General features: G+C 35.5%; 16 protein-coding genes. 5 read left to right on the forward strand and 11 right to left on the reverse strand.

Annotated elements, in window-relative coordinates; all coding sequences use genetic code 11:
- Window positions 1–218: 218 nt before the first annotated feature.
- Complete coding sequence (locus CG11_RS04925) at window positions 219–1,637, reverse strand: T9SS type A sorting domain-containing protein (protein ID WP_052593743.1); 1,419 nt, start codon at window positions 1,635–1,637, stop codon at window positions 219–221.
- 215 nt (window positions 1,638–1,852) lie between these two features.
- On the opposite strand from CG11_RS04925, the gene CG11_RS29710 reads away from it, so the two are divergent.
- From CG11_RS29710 to CG11_RS04945, 4 genes are all read left to right on the forward strand, one after another.
- Entirely contained in the window at window positions 1,853–3,925 is a 2,073-nt protein-coding gene (locus CG11_RS29710; protein ID WP_081909461.1) for a DUF1697 domain-containing protein, read from the forward strand.
- A 110-nt stretch (window positions 3,926–4,035) separates the two neighbouring features.
- Entirely contained in the window at window positions 4,036–4,338 is a 303-nt protein-coding gene (locus CG11_RS04935) for a helix-turn-helix transcriptional regulator (RefSeq protein WP_052593745.1), read from the forward strand.
- A 50-nt stretch (window positions 4,339–4,388) separates the two neighbouring features.
- Window positions 4,389–4,661 (forward strand): hypothetical protein, encoded by a 273-nt coding sequence (locus CG11_RS04940; RefSeq protein ID WP_052593746.1) that lies wholly within the window; start codon window positions 4,389–4,391, stop codon window positions 4,659–4,661.
- Window positions 4,662–4,747: 86 nt separating this feature from the next.
- Window positions 4,748–5,350, forward strand: a complete 603-nt coding sequence (locus tag CG11_RS04945) for a short chain dehydrogenase (protein WP_052593747.1) — start codon at window positions 4,748–4,750, stop codon at window positions 5,348–5,350.
- 72 nt (window positions 5,351–5,422) lie between these two features.
- Here CG11_RS04945 and CG11_RS04950 read toward each other — a convergent pair whose 3' ends face one another.
- From CG11_RS04950 to CG11_RS04995, 10 genes are all read right to left on the reverse strand, one after another.
- Entirely contained in the window at window positions 5,423–6,394 is a 972-nt protein-coding gene (locus CG11_RS04950; protein WP_052593748.1) for an SdiA-regulated domain-containing protein, read from the reverse strand.
- 7 nt (window positions 6,395–6,401) lie between these two features.
- Window positions 6,402–7,019: a 1-acyl-sn-glycerol-3-phosphate acyltransferase gene (locus CG11_RS04955; protein WP_052593750.1), complete on the reverse strand. Its 618-nt coding sequence runs from the start codon at window positions 7,017–7,019 to the stop codon at window positions 6,402–6,404.
- A 41-nt stretch (window positions 7,020–7,060) separates the two neighbouring features.
- Complete coding sequence (locus CG11_RS04960) at window positions 7,061–7,405, reverse strand: hypothetical protein (RefSeq protein ID WP_052593752.1); 345 nt, start codon at window positions 7,403–7,405, stop codon at window positions 7,061–7,063.
- A gap of 215 nt (window positions 7,406–7,620) precedes the next feature.
- The gene (gene yidD, locus CG11_RS04965; RefSeq protein WP_052593754.1) at window positions 7,621–7,872 is read right to left on the reverse strand and encodes a membrane protein insertion efficiency factor YidD; all 252 of its coding nucleotides are present in this window, start codon (window positions 7,870–7,872) and stop codon (window positions 7,621–7,623) included.
- Between the two features lie 12 nt (window positions 7,873–7,884).
- A complete protein-coding gene (rnpA, locus tag CG11_RS04970) occupies window positions 7,885–8,277 on the reverse strand; it encodes a ribonuclease P protein component (RefSeq protein WP_052593756.1) in 393 nt (130 codons plus the stop codon).
- A 263-nt stretch (window positions 8,278–8,540) separates the two neighbouring features.
- Entirely contained in the window at window positions 8,541–9,395 is an 855-nt protein-coding gene (locus CG11_RS04975) for a metallophosphoesterase (protein WP_052593758.1), read from the reverse strand.
- Window positions 9,396–9,519: 124 nt separating this feature from the next.
- Window positions 9,520–10,878 (reverse strand): sodium:solute symporter, encoded by a 1,359-nt coding sequence (locus CG11_RS04980; protein ID WP_052593760.1) that lies wholly within the window; start codon window positions 10,876–10,878, stop codon window positions 9,520–9,522.
- Between the two features lie 127 nt (window positions 10,879–11,005).
- Entirely contained in the window at window positions 11,006–12,439 is a 1,434-nt protein-coding gene (locus CG11_RS04985) for a SusD/RagB family nutrient-binding outer membrane lipoprotein (RefSeq protein WP_052593763.1), read from the reverse strand.
- Between the two features lie 58 nt (window positions 12,440–12,497).
- Window positions 12,498–15,695, reverse strand: a complete 3,198-nt coding sequence (locus CG11_RS04990) for a SusC/RagA family TonB-linked outer membrane protein (RefSeq protein ID WP_052593765.1) — start codon at window positions 15,693–15,695, stop codon at window positions 12,498–12,500.
- A 141-nt stretch (window positions 15,696–15,836) separates the two neighbouring features.
- Window positions 15,837–16,532, reverse strand: coding sequence for a DUF2064 domain-containing protein (locus CG11_RS04995; RefSeq protein WP_052593767.1), 696 nt, complete (start codon window positions 16,530–16,532; stop codon window positions 15,837–15,839).
- Window positions 16,533–16,811: 279 nt separating this feature from the next.
- Here CG11_RS04995 and CG11_RS05000 point away from each other — a divergent pair, with 279 nt between their 5' ends.
- Window positions 16,812–17,555 carry a leucine-rich repeat domain-containing protein gene (locus CG11_RS05000; RefSeq protein WP_052593769.1) on the forward strand — a complete coding sequence of 248 codons (744 nt, stop codon included), beginning with the start codon at window positions 16,812–16,814 and terminating at the stop codon, window positions 17,553–17,555.
- Window positions 17,556–18,144: the final 589 nt, after the last annotated feature.

Genomic DNA, 18,144 nt, shown 5'->3' on the forward strand with positions numbered 1-18,144 from the left:
AAACATGGATTAGGTAAAGTTTTCATTATTCAATTAAACTACCAACTAGCAAAACATAGGTTTAGGATTTAGAATTCAATGAACTAAATAAAGCTACTCCCTTGGTTTCTATAACTACTGGTGATGTAATCATAATTTAAAGGGGTACTAACTGAATAAAAGAACTACTTGATTTTTAGTATAAAGTTTGAAGAAATAAAGAGGATTTGAAAAAAGTCTTAATCCGTGATTAGTAATTTTTCATGAAAAAGAACTTTTTCATCTTGTTTTATAATTACTATATATTTACCAGGAGGAATGGTTTTTATGTTAATAGTAGAATGTTCACTAGATAGTTCCTTCTGAAAGATTTCTTGACCATTAACGGTATAAATCTTGACCACAGGGCGGTTGTATGAACTAGCAAAACCTAAATTTTCTGATTTTAAATGAAGTTGTAAAAAATCTTGGGCTGGATTAGGAGAACAGGTTATGTTCATCTCTTTTGAATTTGTTACTTGAGTATTAGTAAGATTAATTCCTGTTGCAAACAATTTTAGTGTATCTGATTCTAGCACCACCATGTTGTAATGGTCAAAAAAAGCAATCATTTCAAAAGAATGATTATTATAGATTTTAAAATCTGCATCTGTTAACCCTGCCGAAACACCTGTGGCGGGGAAGTTTCTTAAATGAACCGTATTGTTATTGAAAGTGTTGGTTGTTTCTGGTGTTCCATCAATATAGTGTTCTCCAATACGCATAAAGAGAGCCCCAAAGTTGAAGTCATCATGTAAGTTGAATAAATAGCTTGTACCATTTTGTTGTTGGTGAATTACTTTTATAGGAGGATCATAACGAACATTGAACACTTCCTTAACAGCTAAAACTCCAGTGCCTGGAACATCGGACGTTTTTATGGAAAAACCAGGAGCGCAAAGCGTTACTCCCATCAAACGCTTGACACCGTTAACTACCCCAAAGTCTAATTTTTCTAAGGGAGCATCTGTTAAATAAACACTGCCCTGATTTGTCTTAAACATGGAAGTAGCTCGTTCAGTTGCTAGTGTGCCATTGACAAAAGGTGTGCTAATACTGACCAATTCTCCATCTAAACTCCATCCTCCAGAAGTAACATACAGCGTATCATCTCCGTAAGTCATGTCTTGATAATTAAATCTTGAACTAGATAACTTAATTTTGGAATATATTAAGTTATTGGTATTTAAAACAGAAACATTTGCTCCATTATTCTTTATAAGAACAATTTGGGATTGTGTAGCTGCTTGATTGCGAACTAAAACATAAATGGATTTGGAAATAGGGTTAACTTCTATATTTGCGACAACGATATCCGAGGCATTGAGTCCTGTCACGCCACTCAATACATTCGTGAAATCAGGAATAGCAGTGAGGGTGTTATTGATCGCATCCAAACTATTGTTATCTGCAATATCAATGGCATACAAAGCCGTATCGTTAGAGGAGGTGGCAACCAATACAACATCGGTACCATTCGAGACAAGCTCCAAACCATCAATATAAGAGGTTAAACTTGCGGTTGCTGGCGCTTGTAGTAGTGAATTCTGCCCTTTTAGGAGCGGTGTATTGAATAGAAGTAGACAGGTAACTAAATTTAAAAGTAATATATCTTTCATAAAATGGAACGTTTACAGAATTAATAGAAATAAGTTTATTACATTTTAAAGGTACTGTACAACCAATCGAAACTTATTGCTTCAAGTCTTATCGACTGGTGATGTAAAGGTATAGGGGAATTTGGGGGATTAAAAACAAAAAAAAACAGAAATGTAAAAGCCTAAGTTGTATCTTTAAATGCTTAAAAGGTCAGGCAATTTCATAAAGTTAGGTTATGGATAAACTATTAGAACTAATACACTCTTTAACACCTAGTGAAAAAAGGTATTTTAAGTTATTTGCTAAAAATCAGTCAGGTAAAAGTGTGAATAATTACATATATTTATTTGATTTTTTAAATAAGCAGGATAAATACGATGAAAAGAAAGTGCATCTTCATTTTAAAGGAGCCAAATTTTTGAAGCAACTACATGTCACTAAATACCATTTGTATCAACTTATACTTAAAAGTTTGAGAGCTTTTAGAGCAGGAAAATCGGTGGATAGTCAAGTGTTTTTATTTTTTGAGAATATCGAATTGTTATTCGAAAAGGGATTACTTTTACAATGTCGCCAAGAAATTGACAAAGCGGAAGCTTTTATGCAAACGCATAACAAATACTTAGATTTGTTAAGATTATCAAGGTGGAAACGAGAAGTACATGTGAAAATAGATAAAAACTTGCCTTATGAAGCTATAGAAAAATCTTTGGAAGAGGAGCGTTATTTGTTAAAATTAGTGGATAACTTGATGCAATACACGCATCTCACAGACAAGTTGCGGTATCAAGTAACGCGAAATGGATTTAAGCATTTAAGAGAAGATTTTAAAAAACATCCTTTATTGCAGGATGAGAAAACGGCATTAACTTTGCCTGCTAAAAGAGATTTTCATAAAGCTAGAACAGTTTGTTTATGGTATTCTAGTACTGTTGAGGAACTGGTGCCTTTGGTGCGAAAGGAATTAGATTTATTTGAAGAAAATCCTGTTTTCCTTCAGAATAATTTACTTAGTTATGCACTAAGCCTAAACCTATACTGTGTTGTAACGCACGAGTTAGGTAATATGCCCTTATTTTTAGAGGCATTAGACAAGCTTCGAAATATAAAAACTACTAAAGTTCCTGTTGCTCTGCACTCCAAAACCTTGTATTTTATATGTGGAGCAAGGTATTATGGTGAGAAAAAAGAAGAAAATGGGGATATTAGCCGATTCCTAAAAGAGATGGTAGAGTGGTTCCATGCTTCTTCTGAACAGTTGAGTAAAGCTTATCAGCTAGTTTTGTTGACCAATATAATTCACATTTATTTTGTGCTGGAAGATTATGAAGCAGCTTTGGATTATTCAAATCAATTCCTCGCTCAAGGAAATACTTTTATTCGGGCAGATACACACCGTTTAGCTCGGTTGCGTATATTGCTTATTCATATAGATTTAGGAAACCTAGAGTTACTAGAGTATCTTACTCGATCCCATCTTAGATTTATACAAAAAGAAAAAGAAACAAAAACAATAGATATACAAACGGATATAGCCTTCATTCATTTTATTCAGAAAAAGATTTTGGAATTAAATTCTAAGAAGAAGTTACAAGAAGCTTATGTTGCATTCTTTGAGGAAGTTAAAAGACTTGCCTTTAATAGTAACCGAGTAGAGGAGTATCATTTTCTTTTAATGTGGGTAAAGAGCAAAGCATTAGGTGTTTCTTTTCAAGATACATTTGAATATAAAGATAACATTAAGCAATCACCTAATGATAAAAATCAAAAAAACATGAAATACATAGCACTACTAAGGGGAATTAATGTCAGTGGGCAAAAAAAAATAAAAATGTTGGACTTGCGTAATATGTGTGAAAAAATGGGCTGGCATGACGTTCAAACTTATATTCAAAGTGGGAATATTATCTTTGAAAGCAACGAAGAAGATAAAAGTGTTTTGGAAACGAATTTGAAAGAAGCCATTCAAACGACTTTTGGCTACGAGGTACCGGTGATGATCATGACACAGGCTTATTTGAAACAGGTGGCAGATCAAAATCCTTTTTTGAAGAAAGATCCAAGCATTGATATAAAGTTACTACACGTTACCTTTTTAGGGGCTAAGCCAGCAGACGATTTGGTCGTGGCACTGCAAGAAAAAGATTATGGAACGGATGAGTTTGAGGTGCTTGAAGATAAGGTTTATTTGTATTTTCCAAATGGGTATGGTCGTACAAAGTTGACCAATAATATTTTTGAAAAAAAATTAAAAGTAGATGCAACTACACGCAATTGGCGAACAGTATTAAAATTAAAAGATTTTTAAGATCTTTCTAGTGGCTATTTTTCAAAAGGATTAACAACTAGTTTGTACTTAAAGTAATTTTTTCTTTCAAAATACTTTGTTATATCGGTATTTGTCGATATGTTTGCAGTATGGATAAAGAAACAGTAATAGAAATTAGTAGATTATTAGCAAACCCTACACGATTGGAAATTTTAGAATGGTTGAGAGAGCCTGAGAAAAATTTTCCACCACACGAAGTTGTCCAACATTTTGATGATGGAGTTTGTTTGACCTATATTCAAAAAAAAGCAGGTTTATCACAGTCTACAATTTCAACTTATTTGGCTAATATGAAAAAGTGTGGCTTATTGACCTTAACAAGGCATGGAAAATGGTCTTATTTTAAGCGAAATGAAGCAACACTAAAAGCGTATGCAGCTTATATTTTATAAAAAAATTTAGATAATTATATCTATATATATCAATATAACAATGTAATATTATGAGCACATTTATGATCGAAGTTATTGGCTGGTTGGGATCAGCCTTTATTCTTATCGCTTACGGAACAACTTTAACAGAAGGCAACAAATATGTTAAACTTAATACGATATTTAATCTAATTGGAGGTATTTTGATTGCTACAAATTGTTATTACAATGGCGCCATTCCATCTTTAGTAACCAATTTAATTTGGAGTGTTATTGCGGTAGGAACAATTATGAAAGCAAGAGCAACAGAAATAAAAATGAAAAAACAATATCAAAAGGTCTGATGTTCCATCTAAGTACTATACATTGATCCGTAAAGCGCCCCCAAATTATGCGTAAGTAGTTTTTTAATAAGTTAAAATAATAGAAGATGAAAATTCTTATCATTGGAGGAAATGGAACAGTTGGGCAGTCTTTAGCAGCACATTTTGCTACCCAAGATGAGGTTATTATTGCAGGAAGAACAAGTGGTTCTATACAAGTTGATATTGAAGATAGTAATTCTATAAGAGCCATGTTTGAAAACATAGGAAAAGTAGATGCTATTATTTGTGTTGCAGGAGAAGCAAAATGGGCTGATTTTGATTCTTTATCAGAATCTGATTATTACATTGGCTTAAGGAGTAAATTGATGGGGCAAGTGAATTTGGTTCGCCTAGGAAAATCTTATTTAAACAAACAGGGGTCTATTACTCTTTCGACTGGGATTTTGGCAGACGATCCAGTAGCTCAAACGGCTAGTGCGGCTATGGTAAATGGGGCACTTCATAGTTTTGTAAAAGCTGCGGTACTTGATTTGAAAGAAGCAATTCGTGTTAATGTTGTTTCGCTAGGTGTTGTAGAGGCTGCTTATGACAAATATAAAGAGTACTTTCCAGGACACCATCCGATTTCTACGACCAAGGTAATTAATGCCTATGTTCGAAGCGTAAAAGATAGAGGAAATGGAGAAATCATCCGTGTTTACCATTAAGAATTAGATTGAAGGAAATCTTAGGCATTGACTAGCTAATCAAGGTAGCTATGTGTTTCAAAACCACTTATATTAAGGTAAATAGTCAAATTTGTAGACACGTGCCTTGTTTTTTAGTCCCTCAGAAGCGATGAATAAGTCACCTCTAGAATTAAAGGTAATGCCTTCGGGTTGCTCAAATCGTTTGGCATCCAATCGCTTTAAATGTTTGATATTAAAACTTCGATCTAGTACGACCAAACTATTGCTAACAGCTGATAATAAATAAAATTCGTTCGTAACAGGATGGATTGCAATGGCAGAAGGCTCTAACAACATACTTTTTTTAGCCTTTTTGATTTCTTTCAAATAAACTTTATAAGAAGGATACTCTTCTAAATTTTCTTTGATATACTTTTTAAATGCTTTTCGCGATAATAAGAACGTAGGGTCGAGTTCAAACTTATTTTTCTTTAAATCATAGGTATAGATAGCCCGTACATCCGTGACTTTATCCCCAATAGCAGCCGATGCTTTGCAAGCAATTAACAACCTATTCTTGACAGGGTCAAAGGCAAGTCCTTCTGTATCGTTTACTTCTCCTAAGTTGGTATCAATAACTTTTGTTCGCACTCGCTTTTGTTTTCCTTTCCAATGTTTAATTTGAAATAGTACACCATCTGCTCGAAGCGTATAAAACGTCTCTTTAACGCAAGCGATTCCTTCATAGTCTCCATCTGCGGCAAATTCAATAATGTCCTCTGTATCTCCTGTCTGCATATCAATAAGATAGATTGCCCCTTTTTCATCTTGAACCGCTGCCAACCATTTGTCTTTATAACAAGTCAAACCCGAAATTTCTTTCAGTTCTTTGGAGAGTTTAAATTTGTCATTAGGGGCTTCTAAGTTATACGCAAATTTCGAGTCATACGGCATAGTAAGTATAGAATCGGAGGATGAAAGCTTCTTATTAGAGGTATTAGAGCTGTTTGGGTTTCTACAACCCAACAACACAATCAGAAAAAGAAATTTTAGAATGAAAGATTTAGCATACAAATATAACATGACTGCTTTATTTTTGACCAGAAGCTGTTTCAGAAGATTTGGTAGGCTTCAAAAAACGATGATCCACACTAAAGTTGGCAGGTTTTTTAGCCGTTTTATCCTTAAAGAAATCCATGATTACAGCCATGTCAGCATGTAAGTCACCTGTTGGATAAACTACTTTTCCAAAACCACCCGTTTTTGTTTTATAATCCAAATACCCCAAACAAATAGGAACATTAGCTTGTAGAGCAATATAATAAAAACCCGTTTTCCATTCTGTTTGCAAGGAACGTGTACCTTCTGCTGCAATCATTAAGCAAAGTTTATCTTCTTTAGAAAATAGGTTGGCAATAGCTTGTACGGTACTTTCTCTCTTTTCGCCATCCTTTTTGGGTTTTCTGTTAATGGCAATCCCACCAAGAGATCGCAACAAAGGACCAAAGGGAAAGCCCATGAGTTCTTTTTTGATAGCATATCGAGCTTTTACATTTAGCATACTCATAATAGCTAATGTAATAGGAAAATCCCAGTTAGAAGTATGTGGAGCACAAATCATAACACATTTTTCGTGCAATTCTTTAGGAGGGTTCGGTTCAACTTTCCAACCTGTTAATTTTAAATAAGCTTTACTTAATAATTTCATTTGATGAAGTATGTTTTTTTAGAAGTAAGCAAAAGCAGGGATTAATACCCCATATTACGAGCTATCTCTGGACATTGATTTTCTAAAGCATTAATAAATTCTGCTTTGAATTGAACCAATGCTTCAGGGTCATCTTTGAGCTTTTCTAAAGGATCATCCTCTCCCATACATGCAAGGTGTTCGGTTTTTAGTTGCTCAAAAGTAGCTTGATTAATCGTGCCTGCTTTGAGTTGTATCGTCGCTTTAGAAAAAGCATCGGAGCAGTCACAGAGTTTTTGTGCATAGTCCTTGCCAGAAGGTCCACCACAGCTTGCAACCAATAAACAAGCAATAAGAAGGATGCTGAATGGTTGCCAATATTGAGTGCTATTAACTATTGTTTTCATGCATATATATTTAGTGGTCTGTTTGAAGATGATTAACAGAGCTAGACATAACAATTTTACTTTCATTAAGTGTTCGGGGCTAGTGATTGTTGGTCTACTTTTACAACAACTAGCATAGCTTGTAGCAGACTATCGTAAAATCCATTGAATAATAGCTTTAGAAACAAGCGTACTATTTGTTAGTTTATTTGGGAAAAATATTATGTATTAGTCAGCTAAGGAACAGGGTCGTGCCCATGTCCACCCCAAGGATTACAACGCAAGATACGACGAAAAGCCAAATAACCACCTTTAAAGGGACCATATTTTTTGATAGCTTCTAAGCTGTATTGCGAGCAAGTGGGCGTATATCGACAAGATGCGGGCAAAATAGGAGAGATAGCCAGTTGATAAAAACGGATCAAACCTATAAAAAGCAGCCCAATAAGTTGGAGGGGAAAATAGAGAATTGCTAATAGTATTTTCATAGTAATCAATTATTATAATTCAAGTTGGGGTAGCAATTTGTCCATTAATTTAAGATATTTTTTTTCAACAGTTGCAAAATCAGAAGGCTCTTTACCGACATAAATCAGCATTAAGTTGAGTTGTTTGTTGCCTGAGTTAAGGTGTTGGTACAGTTCCTGTTTGTGCAAACGGAATGCTTCTCGCATCAATCGCTTGTGTCGATTCCGTTTGACTGCTTGTTTAAAGATCTTTTTGGAAACACTAAAACTAATGCTAACGGGATGAGAGGCATTTGAGCACTCTTTTTCTGCCCAAAAAATACGCAAAGGATAAGCACCAACACTTTGGCGTTTTTTGAATAAAAGCCCAATTTGTTTTCTACTTTTCAGCCGTTCTTCTTTGCTGAATGTATTGGATTTTGACATGTATGCTACTTTAATTATATGTTAGAGGTACTAATACTCCGTTGATTTTTTAGTTTTCCTACGAAAAACGTAAAAAAGCATCTTGCATTAGTTTGATTATCAGCCTTTTAGCATAAAAGTCAACAAAAGCGCATCTTACTGATAATCAAACTAATACGATTTTTCAACGGAGTAATGAGGTACAAAATTACATATTTAACCTCTAATGTCTGCGGTAATGTTCCCTTAACTTAAAAAAATTGAATTTTTAGAGAAAAAGAGACTCAAGAAACATTGTTTTTTGCAGGACATTTTATAAACAGAGGCATGCCTTGCTGATGTGTTTCTACGGATGGCAAAATATCACAATTGTCCCAAATGCCTGTTCTTAGAGTATGGGCATAAGCTTGGGGCAAATGATTGTCTTCCATCAGTTGAGCAGTTTTTAAATGATCGTAGGCAAATTTATTAAATTCAAAACTCAAAAACCCTTGTTGATCGCAGAATTCTAAATACCAGACAGAGGTAGCACCATCGTTTGCAGGCATTCCAATAACCCCCGCGTTGAGCCAGTATTGACCATTTTTATTATCGTGAAATGGAATGCCACAATGCCCTGCTAGAATAACATCTACATTGAGTTGTTGAAATTGCTTTGCTTTTACTGTCCAAGGAGTCGATTTAAAAATAAATTCTGAGGTGTTTTGATAAGAACCATGCAAGACAAAACACTCTTTTTCTGCATAATTGAATTGAATAAATTCGGGCAAGGTTTGTAACCATGCTAAAGAAGTGGCACTAACTTTCGATTTGGCAAAGGGATACCAATTTTTGGAAAAAAGATCACAACGAGTACTTTCTTCAAAATTACAGCCACAGTCATCTTCATTGTTGATCAATTGAAGCTCTACATTACCTGTAATACAATGAATGCCCCAATCTTGTATGGTTTGCAAACAAGCTTCTGGCTCTGCACAATAAGCAACAATATCTCCCGTACAAATAATATTAGATGGCGGAATTTTTTTTGCTTTGGCAATACTTATGAGTTGCTCCAAAGCTTGTAAATTACTATACACACCTCCAAAAATAAGTAAAGGTCCATTTAGTGTTCCGATATGTTGAATGTTATTTCTCATAATAAAAAAATATTAATACTTATAGCTTCTTGTATTCAGTCATTGAGTGCTTTATATATTTGGTCGTGTGTTCTTGCTCCAACTGACAAAATTGTTCTAATAATTGATAGGTGATTATGTGGTATTATGTTTTTGCCAATAAGGTCTGGACGCCTTTAGGGATTATAAAAGCTAGAAAACAAGCAATTGAACCTAAAATATTTAGCGATAGATAATCTCCGTATTTTCCATCAAAAAACAACAAAGCATTCGGACAACCTATAATTAGGATAATACCTGTTAAAATTCCGATAGCAACCGAAAGGTGGAATGATAGTTTAGGTACTGTCCAATTCCAAAGCAAAAAAACAGGTGCCAAGCCAATGACCATAGTACCACTAACTGTCGTTGCGGATAGTATTTCGGGATTAAAAAAAACAGGAATCGTTCCAACAATAGCCAAAACAGCCATAGTCAAACGCCCTTTTTGAACTGTAATTTCATTCACCCATCCCAGATCAATAGTGACTAATTTGGAGAAAGATGAAAATGTTGAATCTAGTGTTGATGCTGCGGAGGTAATCATAATGAAGTTCATAATTAACATCATAACCACACCTAATGTTTTACTAACGACAACAGGTGCTTCTCCTTCTAGTCCATTTATTCGAGCATAGATACCTACAAAGCTGAATAAAAGAATACAAATAGCTCCAATTAGCCCCGCCCACAAAAAACTCTTTAAAGTTGTTTTGGGAGCGGCAATAAAACCTCTGTCTGTCATGACAGGATCATGGAATGGATAACTAAACGATTGTATAATGGCAACAAACAACAGATTTAATCCCATTGTCATCGACCAAGTGCCTTCCTGAAGATAGGTGTTAATCCCCCCATCTGTTTGCGGAATGATTTGCCCTAGAATGATGGCTAACAAAACTCCAAACAAAGCCATTTGAATCAGATCAGTAAACAAGGAACTGCGCATTCCCCCTTTGAGACTATACACTAAAGTTAAACCTGTGAAGACTAAAATAGAGGCATAGTAAGCACTGCTGCCAGCTGCGCCAAAATAACTACCGATGACCATCGTATTAGACCAAATTTCATTAAATAATCGAATGGCAATTAAAATAGAAAACAGCCACAAGGCACTTCGACCGTATTTTTGATGTAGAAATTGGTGAATGCTTTTAAACCCTCCTTGGGTGCGCAGTCGATAAATAATAATGCCCGCTACACAAAAGGAGAGGTAGTACCCTGCATAGGCTAATCCTCCGACCAATCCAAAACTCAACCCAAGATTAGCTGCGTTGGTGATGGACTTGGCAAAAATCCATGAGATGACTAAACTACTGGTCAATAAAACAAAATTGGGAGCTTGTCCACTTTTATTTTCTGCCTTGAAAAACTGTTGTGCGTTTTTAGCAATAGGAGAAAAAAGAATTAAAATCAAACTACTTAGAATAACTAATCCCCATTGCCAAACGATGGTATTGTCCATATAATCTGTGTTAGATTGTAATGATGAGACTGGAAAATTGGAAGGTTGTCAATTTGAAGCCTTTAAATGATTTTTATTTTTTTTAAACCATTACTTACTTCAAATTGACAACTTTTTATAACAGGAACTAAGGCTTATCCCACCAAACTTTGATGTTGTACGTGTCGCCACCAATTCGACTGACAGCAGCATTGTAATTATTCGGGTTGACGGCCTTTTCTGTATCAGGATAACGATAACGTACAGGAACCATATCATTATTGACATTGTCAACTGCTTGTTTCAAAACAGGAAAACCTGTACGGCGATAATTAAACCAACCTTCGTAACCAACTAGCATAGAAGCCAACCACTTTTGAGTGATGATTTTGCTCAAAGAGCCATCCCAAGCGACTTCAGATTGTACTAAATAGTTTGAAGGCATCGTAGTGTTATAATAATCAAAAGAAGCTTGAATGCCATTCTCATAATACATTTGAGCAGAGCCACCAATCAATCCCCTTTGAGCAGCTTCGGCTAAGGCAAATTGCAATTCGCTATATAGCATAAGCACGGCATTGACACCAGCTGGTTGGTCTCTAAAAATAGCTCCTAAAGTGGATACATCGGCTAAGTCGTATTGTCCAATACTGGCAGGACCTAAACCATTAGGAATGCTTTTGTAGACAGGCATTCCCATACCGACACTAGCACTAGTTGGCTTAAACCAAACTTGCAAACGAGGATCATTTAAGTTGGTGAGCACAGAATCAATCATACTCGACATACGCACACCGCTGTAATCCCCCTCTCTGATGGTATGCACAAACCATTGACTTGGAGCCGTTGCTAAGTAAGGAACCAAGCTATTATCCATATTGCTTTGCATCAATAAATTGCTGCTAACAATGGTTTGTATTTCAGACGCTACATTGATTTTATTAGATACTCGCAATAGATACCTAACTCGCAAGGAATTGGCAAAGCGAATCCATTGGTCGACATTGCCATTATAAATAAGATCTCCTTTGATAGGCAAGTTGTTGCGACTACCATCTAAAATTGTTACTGCATCACGAAGCGTTTGCAAAATGCCTTCATTTCCCGTATAAATTTCTTCTTGCGTATCGTACTTAGGACTGAAGTTGTTATCAGAAGTCCCTTTTATAGCTTCAGAATAGGGAACATCTCCCCACAAGTCAGTTAACGTAGCAAATAAAAAGGCACGCATGACCAAGGCAACTCCTTTGTAAGTTTGGTTGCCATTTTCGGCTAATGTTTCTAATGATTTGACATCATTAAGCAACAAGTAAGTTTTGTTCCACAATTCTGTATTGGTACGAATGTCATACCGATCAATTTCATTAAAATTGTGTTTTGCTGTTAACTGTGCTAAAAAGTTTCCTGCATTCCAAGCATCTACCGCGTTGTTGTTGGCTGCATTCCAAAGAATATTAGATAGTAAAAATTGTGCATCTACTTGCTCAGGAGCATTAGGGTTGGTGTTTATCTTTTCGAATTCCTTAGAGCAGCTCCCAAAACTAAGGCAAGCCAAAAGGAGTATATATATTTTATAATTCATTGTTGTTATATAGTTTTTTCTGAAGGATTACTTAAACCCTCCATCGTATTAGAACCGTTTATAAAGTCAAATTAATGCTGAAACCGAAACTTCGGCTAGATGGATAAGACATATCTTCTACTCCAAATGTAAAGTTGCGTCCTTGCATGGCAGCCAATTCTGGATCAAAATGCGGATTTTCTGTAACGACAGCTAGGTTTTTAGCAATGAAAGAAAATTTAATGCCTGTAAAGTGAATTTTCTGAACCAACTGTTGTGGCAAACTATAGCTCAAGCGAACTTCACGCAATTTTAAGTATGAAGCATCGTACAAAGCATTGGCTTCATTGTCTCTATCGTAGAACTGATTGTAATAATCTTGGGCAGGAATAGCCGTTGTGTTGTCTACATAAACAGGTGTTTGATCGGTGCCTACATTAACAACACCTGTTCCAACAATACCTGTTTCTCGACCTTCTAGGGTACTAGCTAAAGCTCCTGATGTACTAGCAATTGCCAACGTACGAGAAACAATAGTACCCCCTTGTCGCCAGTCAAATAAAACACCAAGACTGATGCCTTTCCAAGACAACTCTGTTCCAAAACCTAAGATAAAGTCAGGATTATAATTGCCCAATAGACGCAAATTAGGATCTTTGACGGGATTTCCATTCGCATCATACACGTGCTTGCCATCTACTTCCAATAAGCCTGTTCCGTACATGTCTCCAATTCTACCCCCTTCTGTAGCAATATAAAATACGCTTCTATCAGAGCGATCATAAACACGAGCTGCTCCTGTGACATACTGTTCTACGCCTTCTGGCAATTCGATAACTGTACTTACATTTCTACTAAAATTAGCAAATAAGTTCCACTGAAAATCTTTTGTACGCACTGGTGTGGCGGTTAAGATAGCTTCCACGCCTGTACTTTGAATTTTACCACCATTCGCAATTTTAGAAGTATAGCCACTTGCGGTAGAAGTGGGTAGTTCGATAATTTGGTTGGAACTAATGTTATTATAATAAGTAAAATCCAAACCTAAGCGACCTTGGAAAAATCGAAAATCTCCTCCAAATTCATAAGCCGTAGAACGTTCTGGTTGTAATTGGCTGTTGAGCAATGTGCTGGAGTTGGTGACGGTAGGATTAGAGCCATACAACTGCCCAAAAGCAAAGGTATTGTTTAGATTATAAGGATCGGTATCATTTCCAACACTAGCAACGCTTGCTCGTACTTTGATTAAACTAATTGCCTTTGGCATTTTAATCAAATCAGAAATAATAGCACTCAAGGAGAAAGCGTAATAGGCATAAGAATTATTGGCTGTTGGAAGTGTACTAGACCAATCGTTGCGAACTGTTACATCTAGAAAAATACTGCTTCTAAAGGCAATTTGACCTAAGGCATAAACACTCATAATTTGCTTTTGCTGGCGGTACTGAATATTGCTTAAAGGTACTCTAGAGTTGCCAAAATTATAAATACCAGGAACCGATAATTCCTTAGCCGAGGTACTCAAATAACTAAATTGCTGATTCATCAAATTGCCACCCAACGCAACTGAAAATTGCCAATCGTCATTAATCGTTTTGTCATAACTCAACAAAAAGTCGGTATTTACTTCCGAGAAAGTAACTTCGTCCTCTCGATAAGCACCATTGCGGAAACGTTGCGAACTGAAGGCACGTTGCGAAGTGCGTAAATCGTTGTAAAAATCAATGCCATTTCGCAAACGAATTTTTAACCCATCCATTAATTGATAAGCAACAGAGGTATTGTTGATAATGCGGTTCTTGTTAAAACCATTGCGATTTTCTAACATAGCCAAATAAGGATTGTCCATCCACGCATAGTTATAATTAAATTGTGCTAATCCCTCTTGACCACGTTGCCAATAATCCTTTAGTGCCGCTACATCAACTTGTCTACCCATCCAAGTAAAGAGATACATGATATTTTCAGAACCATACCCACTTGCAGGTCGATTGCTACTATTAGAATTGATAAAATTAATATAGGTTCTTGCTGATAACTTAGGCGTTAATTGATAGCCTCCACTAACGGCAAAACTGTGTCGCTTTAAGTCCGTGCCAGGAATAATTCCTTGGTTATCAATGTTGGTATAGGATATTCTAAAATAGCCCTTATCATTAGCACCAGTTAAGGCAACATTATTGGTGAACGTTAGACCAGTTCTAAAAAAACTTCGAATATTATCTGGACGAGCGATCCAAGGGGTTGGCGTAATGGCATTGCCATTTCGACCAATAATATCACCACCACGAATGGCTTCCCCCGCTACGCTAGTAGAAGGACCATCAAACTGAGGTAATAGGCGACCATCTAAACGTGGTCCAAAGCTAACAATTTGTCCACCACCACTAGACGTACCATCGACATATTCAAAATTACCATTGGTTCCTTGACCGTATTCATTCTGATATTGTGGTAGGCGAAATAAAGACTCGGCAGTAAAACTACTGTTGATCGAAACGCCAATGCCTTTTTTTCCTTTTCCTGTTTTGGTGGTGATAACGACCACTCCATTGGCTGCTCTAGAACCATACAAGGCAGTCGCACTAGGTCCTTTTAGAATATTGATGGACTCAATATCGTCTGAACTAATTTCTCCCGCACCATTTCCATAATCAACTTCTTGAAAACCTGTTGCATCATTTTCGGTTTGGTTGGTAATCAATTCATTGCTGATAGGAACGCCATCAACGACAAATAAAGCTTGGTTTTGTCCTGAAAGAGACGATTGCCCTCGAATAAAAATATGAGACGAAGAACCGACACCAGATGAACCATTGGTAATTTGTACACCAGCGACACGTCCAGCCAAACTATTGACAACATTTTCTTGGCGAACTTCTTGCAAAACAGCTCCATCAATTTCTTGTGTGGCATAGCCCAACGCTTTTTTCTCGCGTTCGATTCCTAGTGCTGTCACTACAATTTCTTTGAGGTTTTCGGTATCAAAACCTAAGGTTATTGTCAAAGGGCGGTTGCCTTCTGTTTTTACCTCTTTGGTAACCATTCCAATGTAGGATATGATTAAAGTGGCCGTATCTGTGCTGAGGGTTAGTTCAAATGCTCCTGTTTCGGAGGTGACGGTGTTGTTGTTGCTTGAGTTTTTTTCGTAAACCAAAGCTCCAATTAAAGGTTCTTGTGATTCTTGATCAATTACTTTGCCCTTGACAGTCTGTTGTGCTATACTGTTTAAAGAAAGTAATACCAATAGAAATCCCAGAAGAAATCCCTGTCTCATAAACTTAATTTTTAGTAATAGTAATAGAATGGTAATAACCAAGTAGTTGGAGATGGTATACCAATACTTAGCATTAATTTTTTTTTCAGAAAGAGGGGGATCTATCTTATAACAATGAAAATGAAAGAGAATGTATGTCCGTTAGACATGGAAGGGCGGAGGACGATTGTAGTGATAGATGTAATAATTGATAGTACCTTGTAAGCGATTCTGAAAACAGGGCAAGAAAGTATGAGAACTATTAATCAGTTGCTTTAATCGAAAATTAAAGTTATAGTTGGTACCTGATTTTAAGAACTGCATTAAGTCGTAAAACGAGTCAATGTCTTGTAGTTTTTGAGTCGAATAGATCGTTGCATCTCGATTCAAAAAATAGTTTTTTAGGTGCTCAAAGATAGCCTCCGATTCCCATTCAAGATTGGCAAATATAGTTTTGTCAAACTGCGCCCGATGAAAACCAATTAGGTAAACACCGCCATCGTTTGAGGCACCTAATGTAGCTTGTGTCGTGCTAATTTGTTGTGCCGCATTTTGCAGCAATCTACTAGAGATATCTGGTGTGTCTGTTCCTATAACCAGTACTTGGTTAAAACCTGCTTGAAAAACAGTAGCAACAGAATTGCTTAAACGTTCTCCTAAGTTGTCCCCAACTTGTTGATTGGAGTTGATTTCAATAACTGAAAAGCTAGTTTGTTGAGCCGCACGACGAGTTTTTGCAATCAATTCTGCACATATCTTTTGGTTGGTTCCATAAGATAACCGATCTCCCGAAAGCTTGTGTTTGGCTTCGGCACCAGAGGTTCTGGTAAAGATGAGTATGGCAGTTTGTTGGTGCATAAATCTATTTCGTGTGAGCTAATTCACTCATTTGGGGACTTCTATCAATGTCTAAATGTATAGATTCATTTTCAAGAAAAAAAGATATTGAGAAATAAATGTTAAAAAAGGATGTTTTTATGACAGAGAGCTGGCATTTGATTGAGCATAAGTTTTTTAGTGGCAAAGTGAGTAGAAAGTATTTGGAAGAATGGCTGTTTGTAAATAAAAATGTATTTTGAACCACTTTAATAATTTCTTAGTATACTACTTTATAATAACGAATTACTAAACAACAATATGAACCACGAGTTGTCCCCTGAAGATTTAGATCAAATCAAAGCACTTCTTTCCAGCAATCAACTAGAAAATAATGAAATTGTCTTTTCTATTTTAGAAGGTTATGGTTTAATCCCAAGTGGAGTCCGAAACTTTTTTAACAATAGATATAAATATAAAATAGGAGAGCAGAAATTTCGATACCAAGGAGGCGAGAATATCCTAGACATTCGAGTAAAAAGGAATAATATTTACTTTTATTTGAACTTGAATGATTTGAAATTAAAAGAAATTCCAGCAGAAATTGGACTTATTCAAAATCTAAAAGAAATCAATTTAAGCCAAAATAACTTGACCAGTATCCCCGAAGAGTTGACGAATTTAAAATATGTCGAAAAATTAAGTATAGCGTATAATAAGAATATTCATACAGATTGTTTTCAAATTATTCAAAAATTCAGACAACTCAAAGTGCTGAATATAAGTGGGTGTAGTTTGACCTCATTTCCCGAAGAATTATTAGATATGAAGGGGCTAGAGGTGATTTATTTAGAATCTAATATGTTAACTACATTGCCGTCTGAAATTTCTCAATTAGAGAATTTATACTATTTGGATTTAAGCAGAAATTGCTTTTCAAAATTTCCCTATCAGTTGTATAATACCCCAAGTCTAGAGACACTATTGATGGAATATAATCGATTCACACCAGCCCAAATCGTAGCTTTAAAAAGAAGCAAAAAGAAAATTAAAATTAAATTTTGATAGTTTTTGTTATGGTTATTTTGTGTGTTTATATTGGAAGATATGTTGTGCAGAAGAGTTGTATAAAATGAGCCACATGGAAAATGAAAAATTATAACTTTTAACTGTACAGATTATAAAGTGAAGGTGCGTGAAATAAATTATTTGTTTTATGTATTTTAAATATTTTTAAATTGTATTTACTTGTTAGCTAGGTTGTTTTGTAGTGTTTTTTATTTATTTAATTTGTTGTGTTTGTGAAGAGATAAGCTTGATTATCAAAAGTTAAAGACTAGACACAACTAAATAGTAAGAATGCGGATAAGTATTAATCCAAAATGGCAAAAAAATAAATCACAATGGCAAGAATGTGCCCTTGTATTTGTCATAAAAAAATGTATATTGCAACTCGATTACAATATGTAGAACATTAAAATAGTAATATCTTTGTAAGATATACAATGCCTTCCCTCGAACATTCTAACTATATTAAAATCTTCTATGGTTAAATCGTAATATTCCCAATATTCCTTTTAATGTAAAACTCTTCCAAATTGCAATCCAAATTTATCTATTGCAAAAAAATTAAGGCATGAAAATGTCAAACCGC

The sequence above is a fragment of the Aureispira sp. CCB-QB1 genome (assembly GCF_000724545.1).
Lineage (GTDB): Bacteria > Bacteroidota > Bacteroidia > Chitinophagales > Saprospiraceae > Aureispira.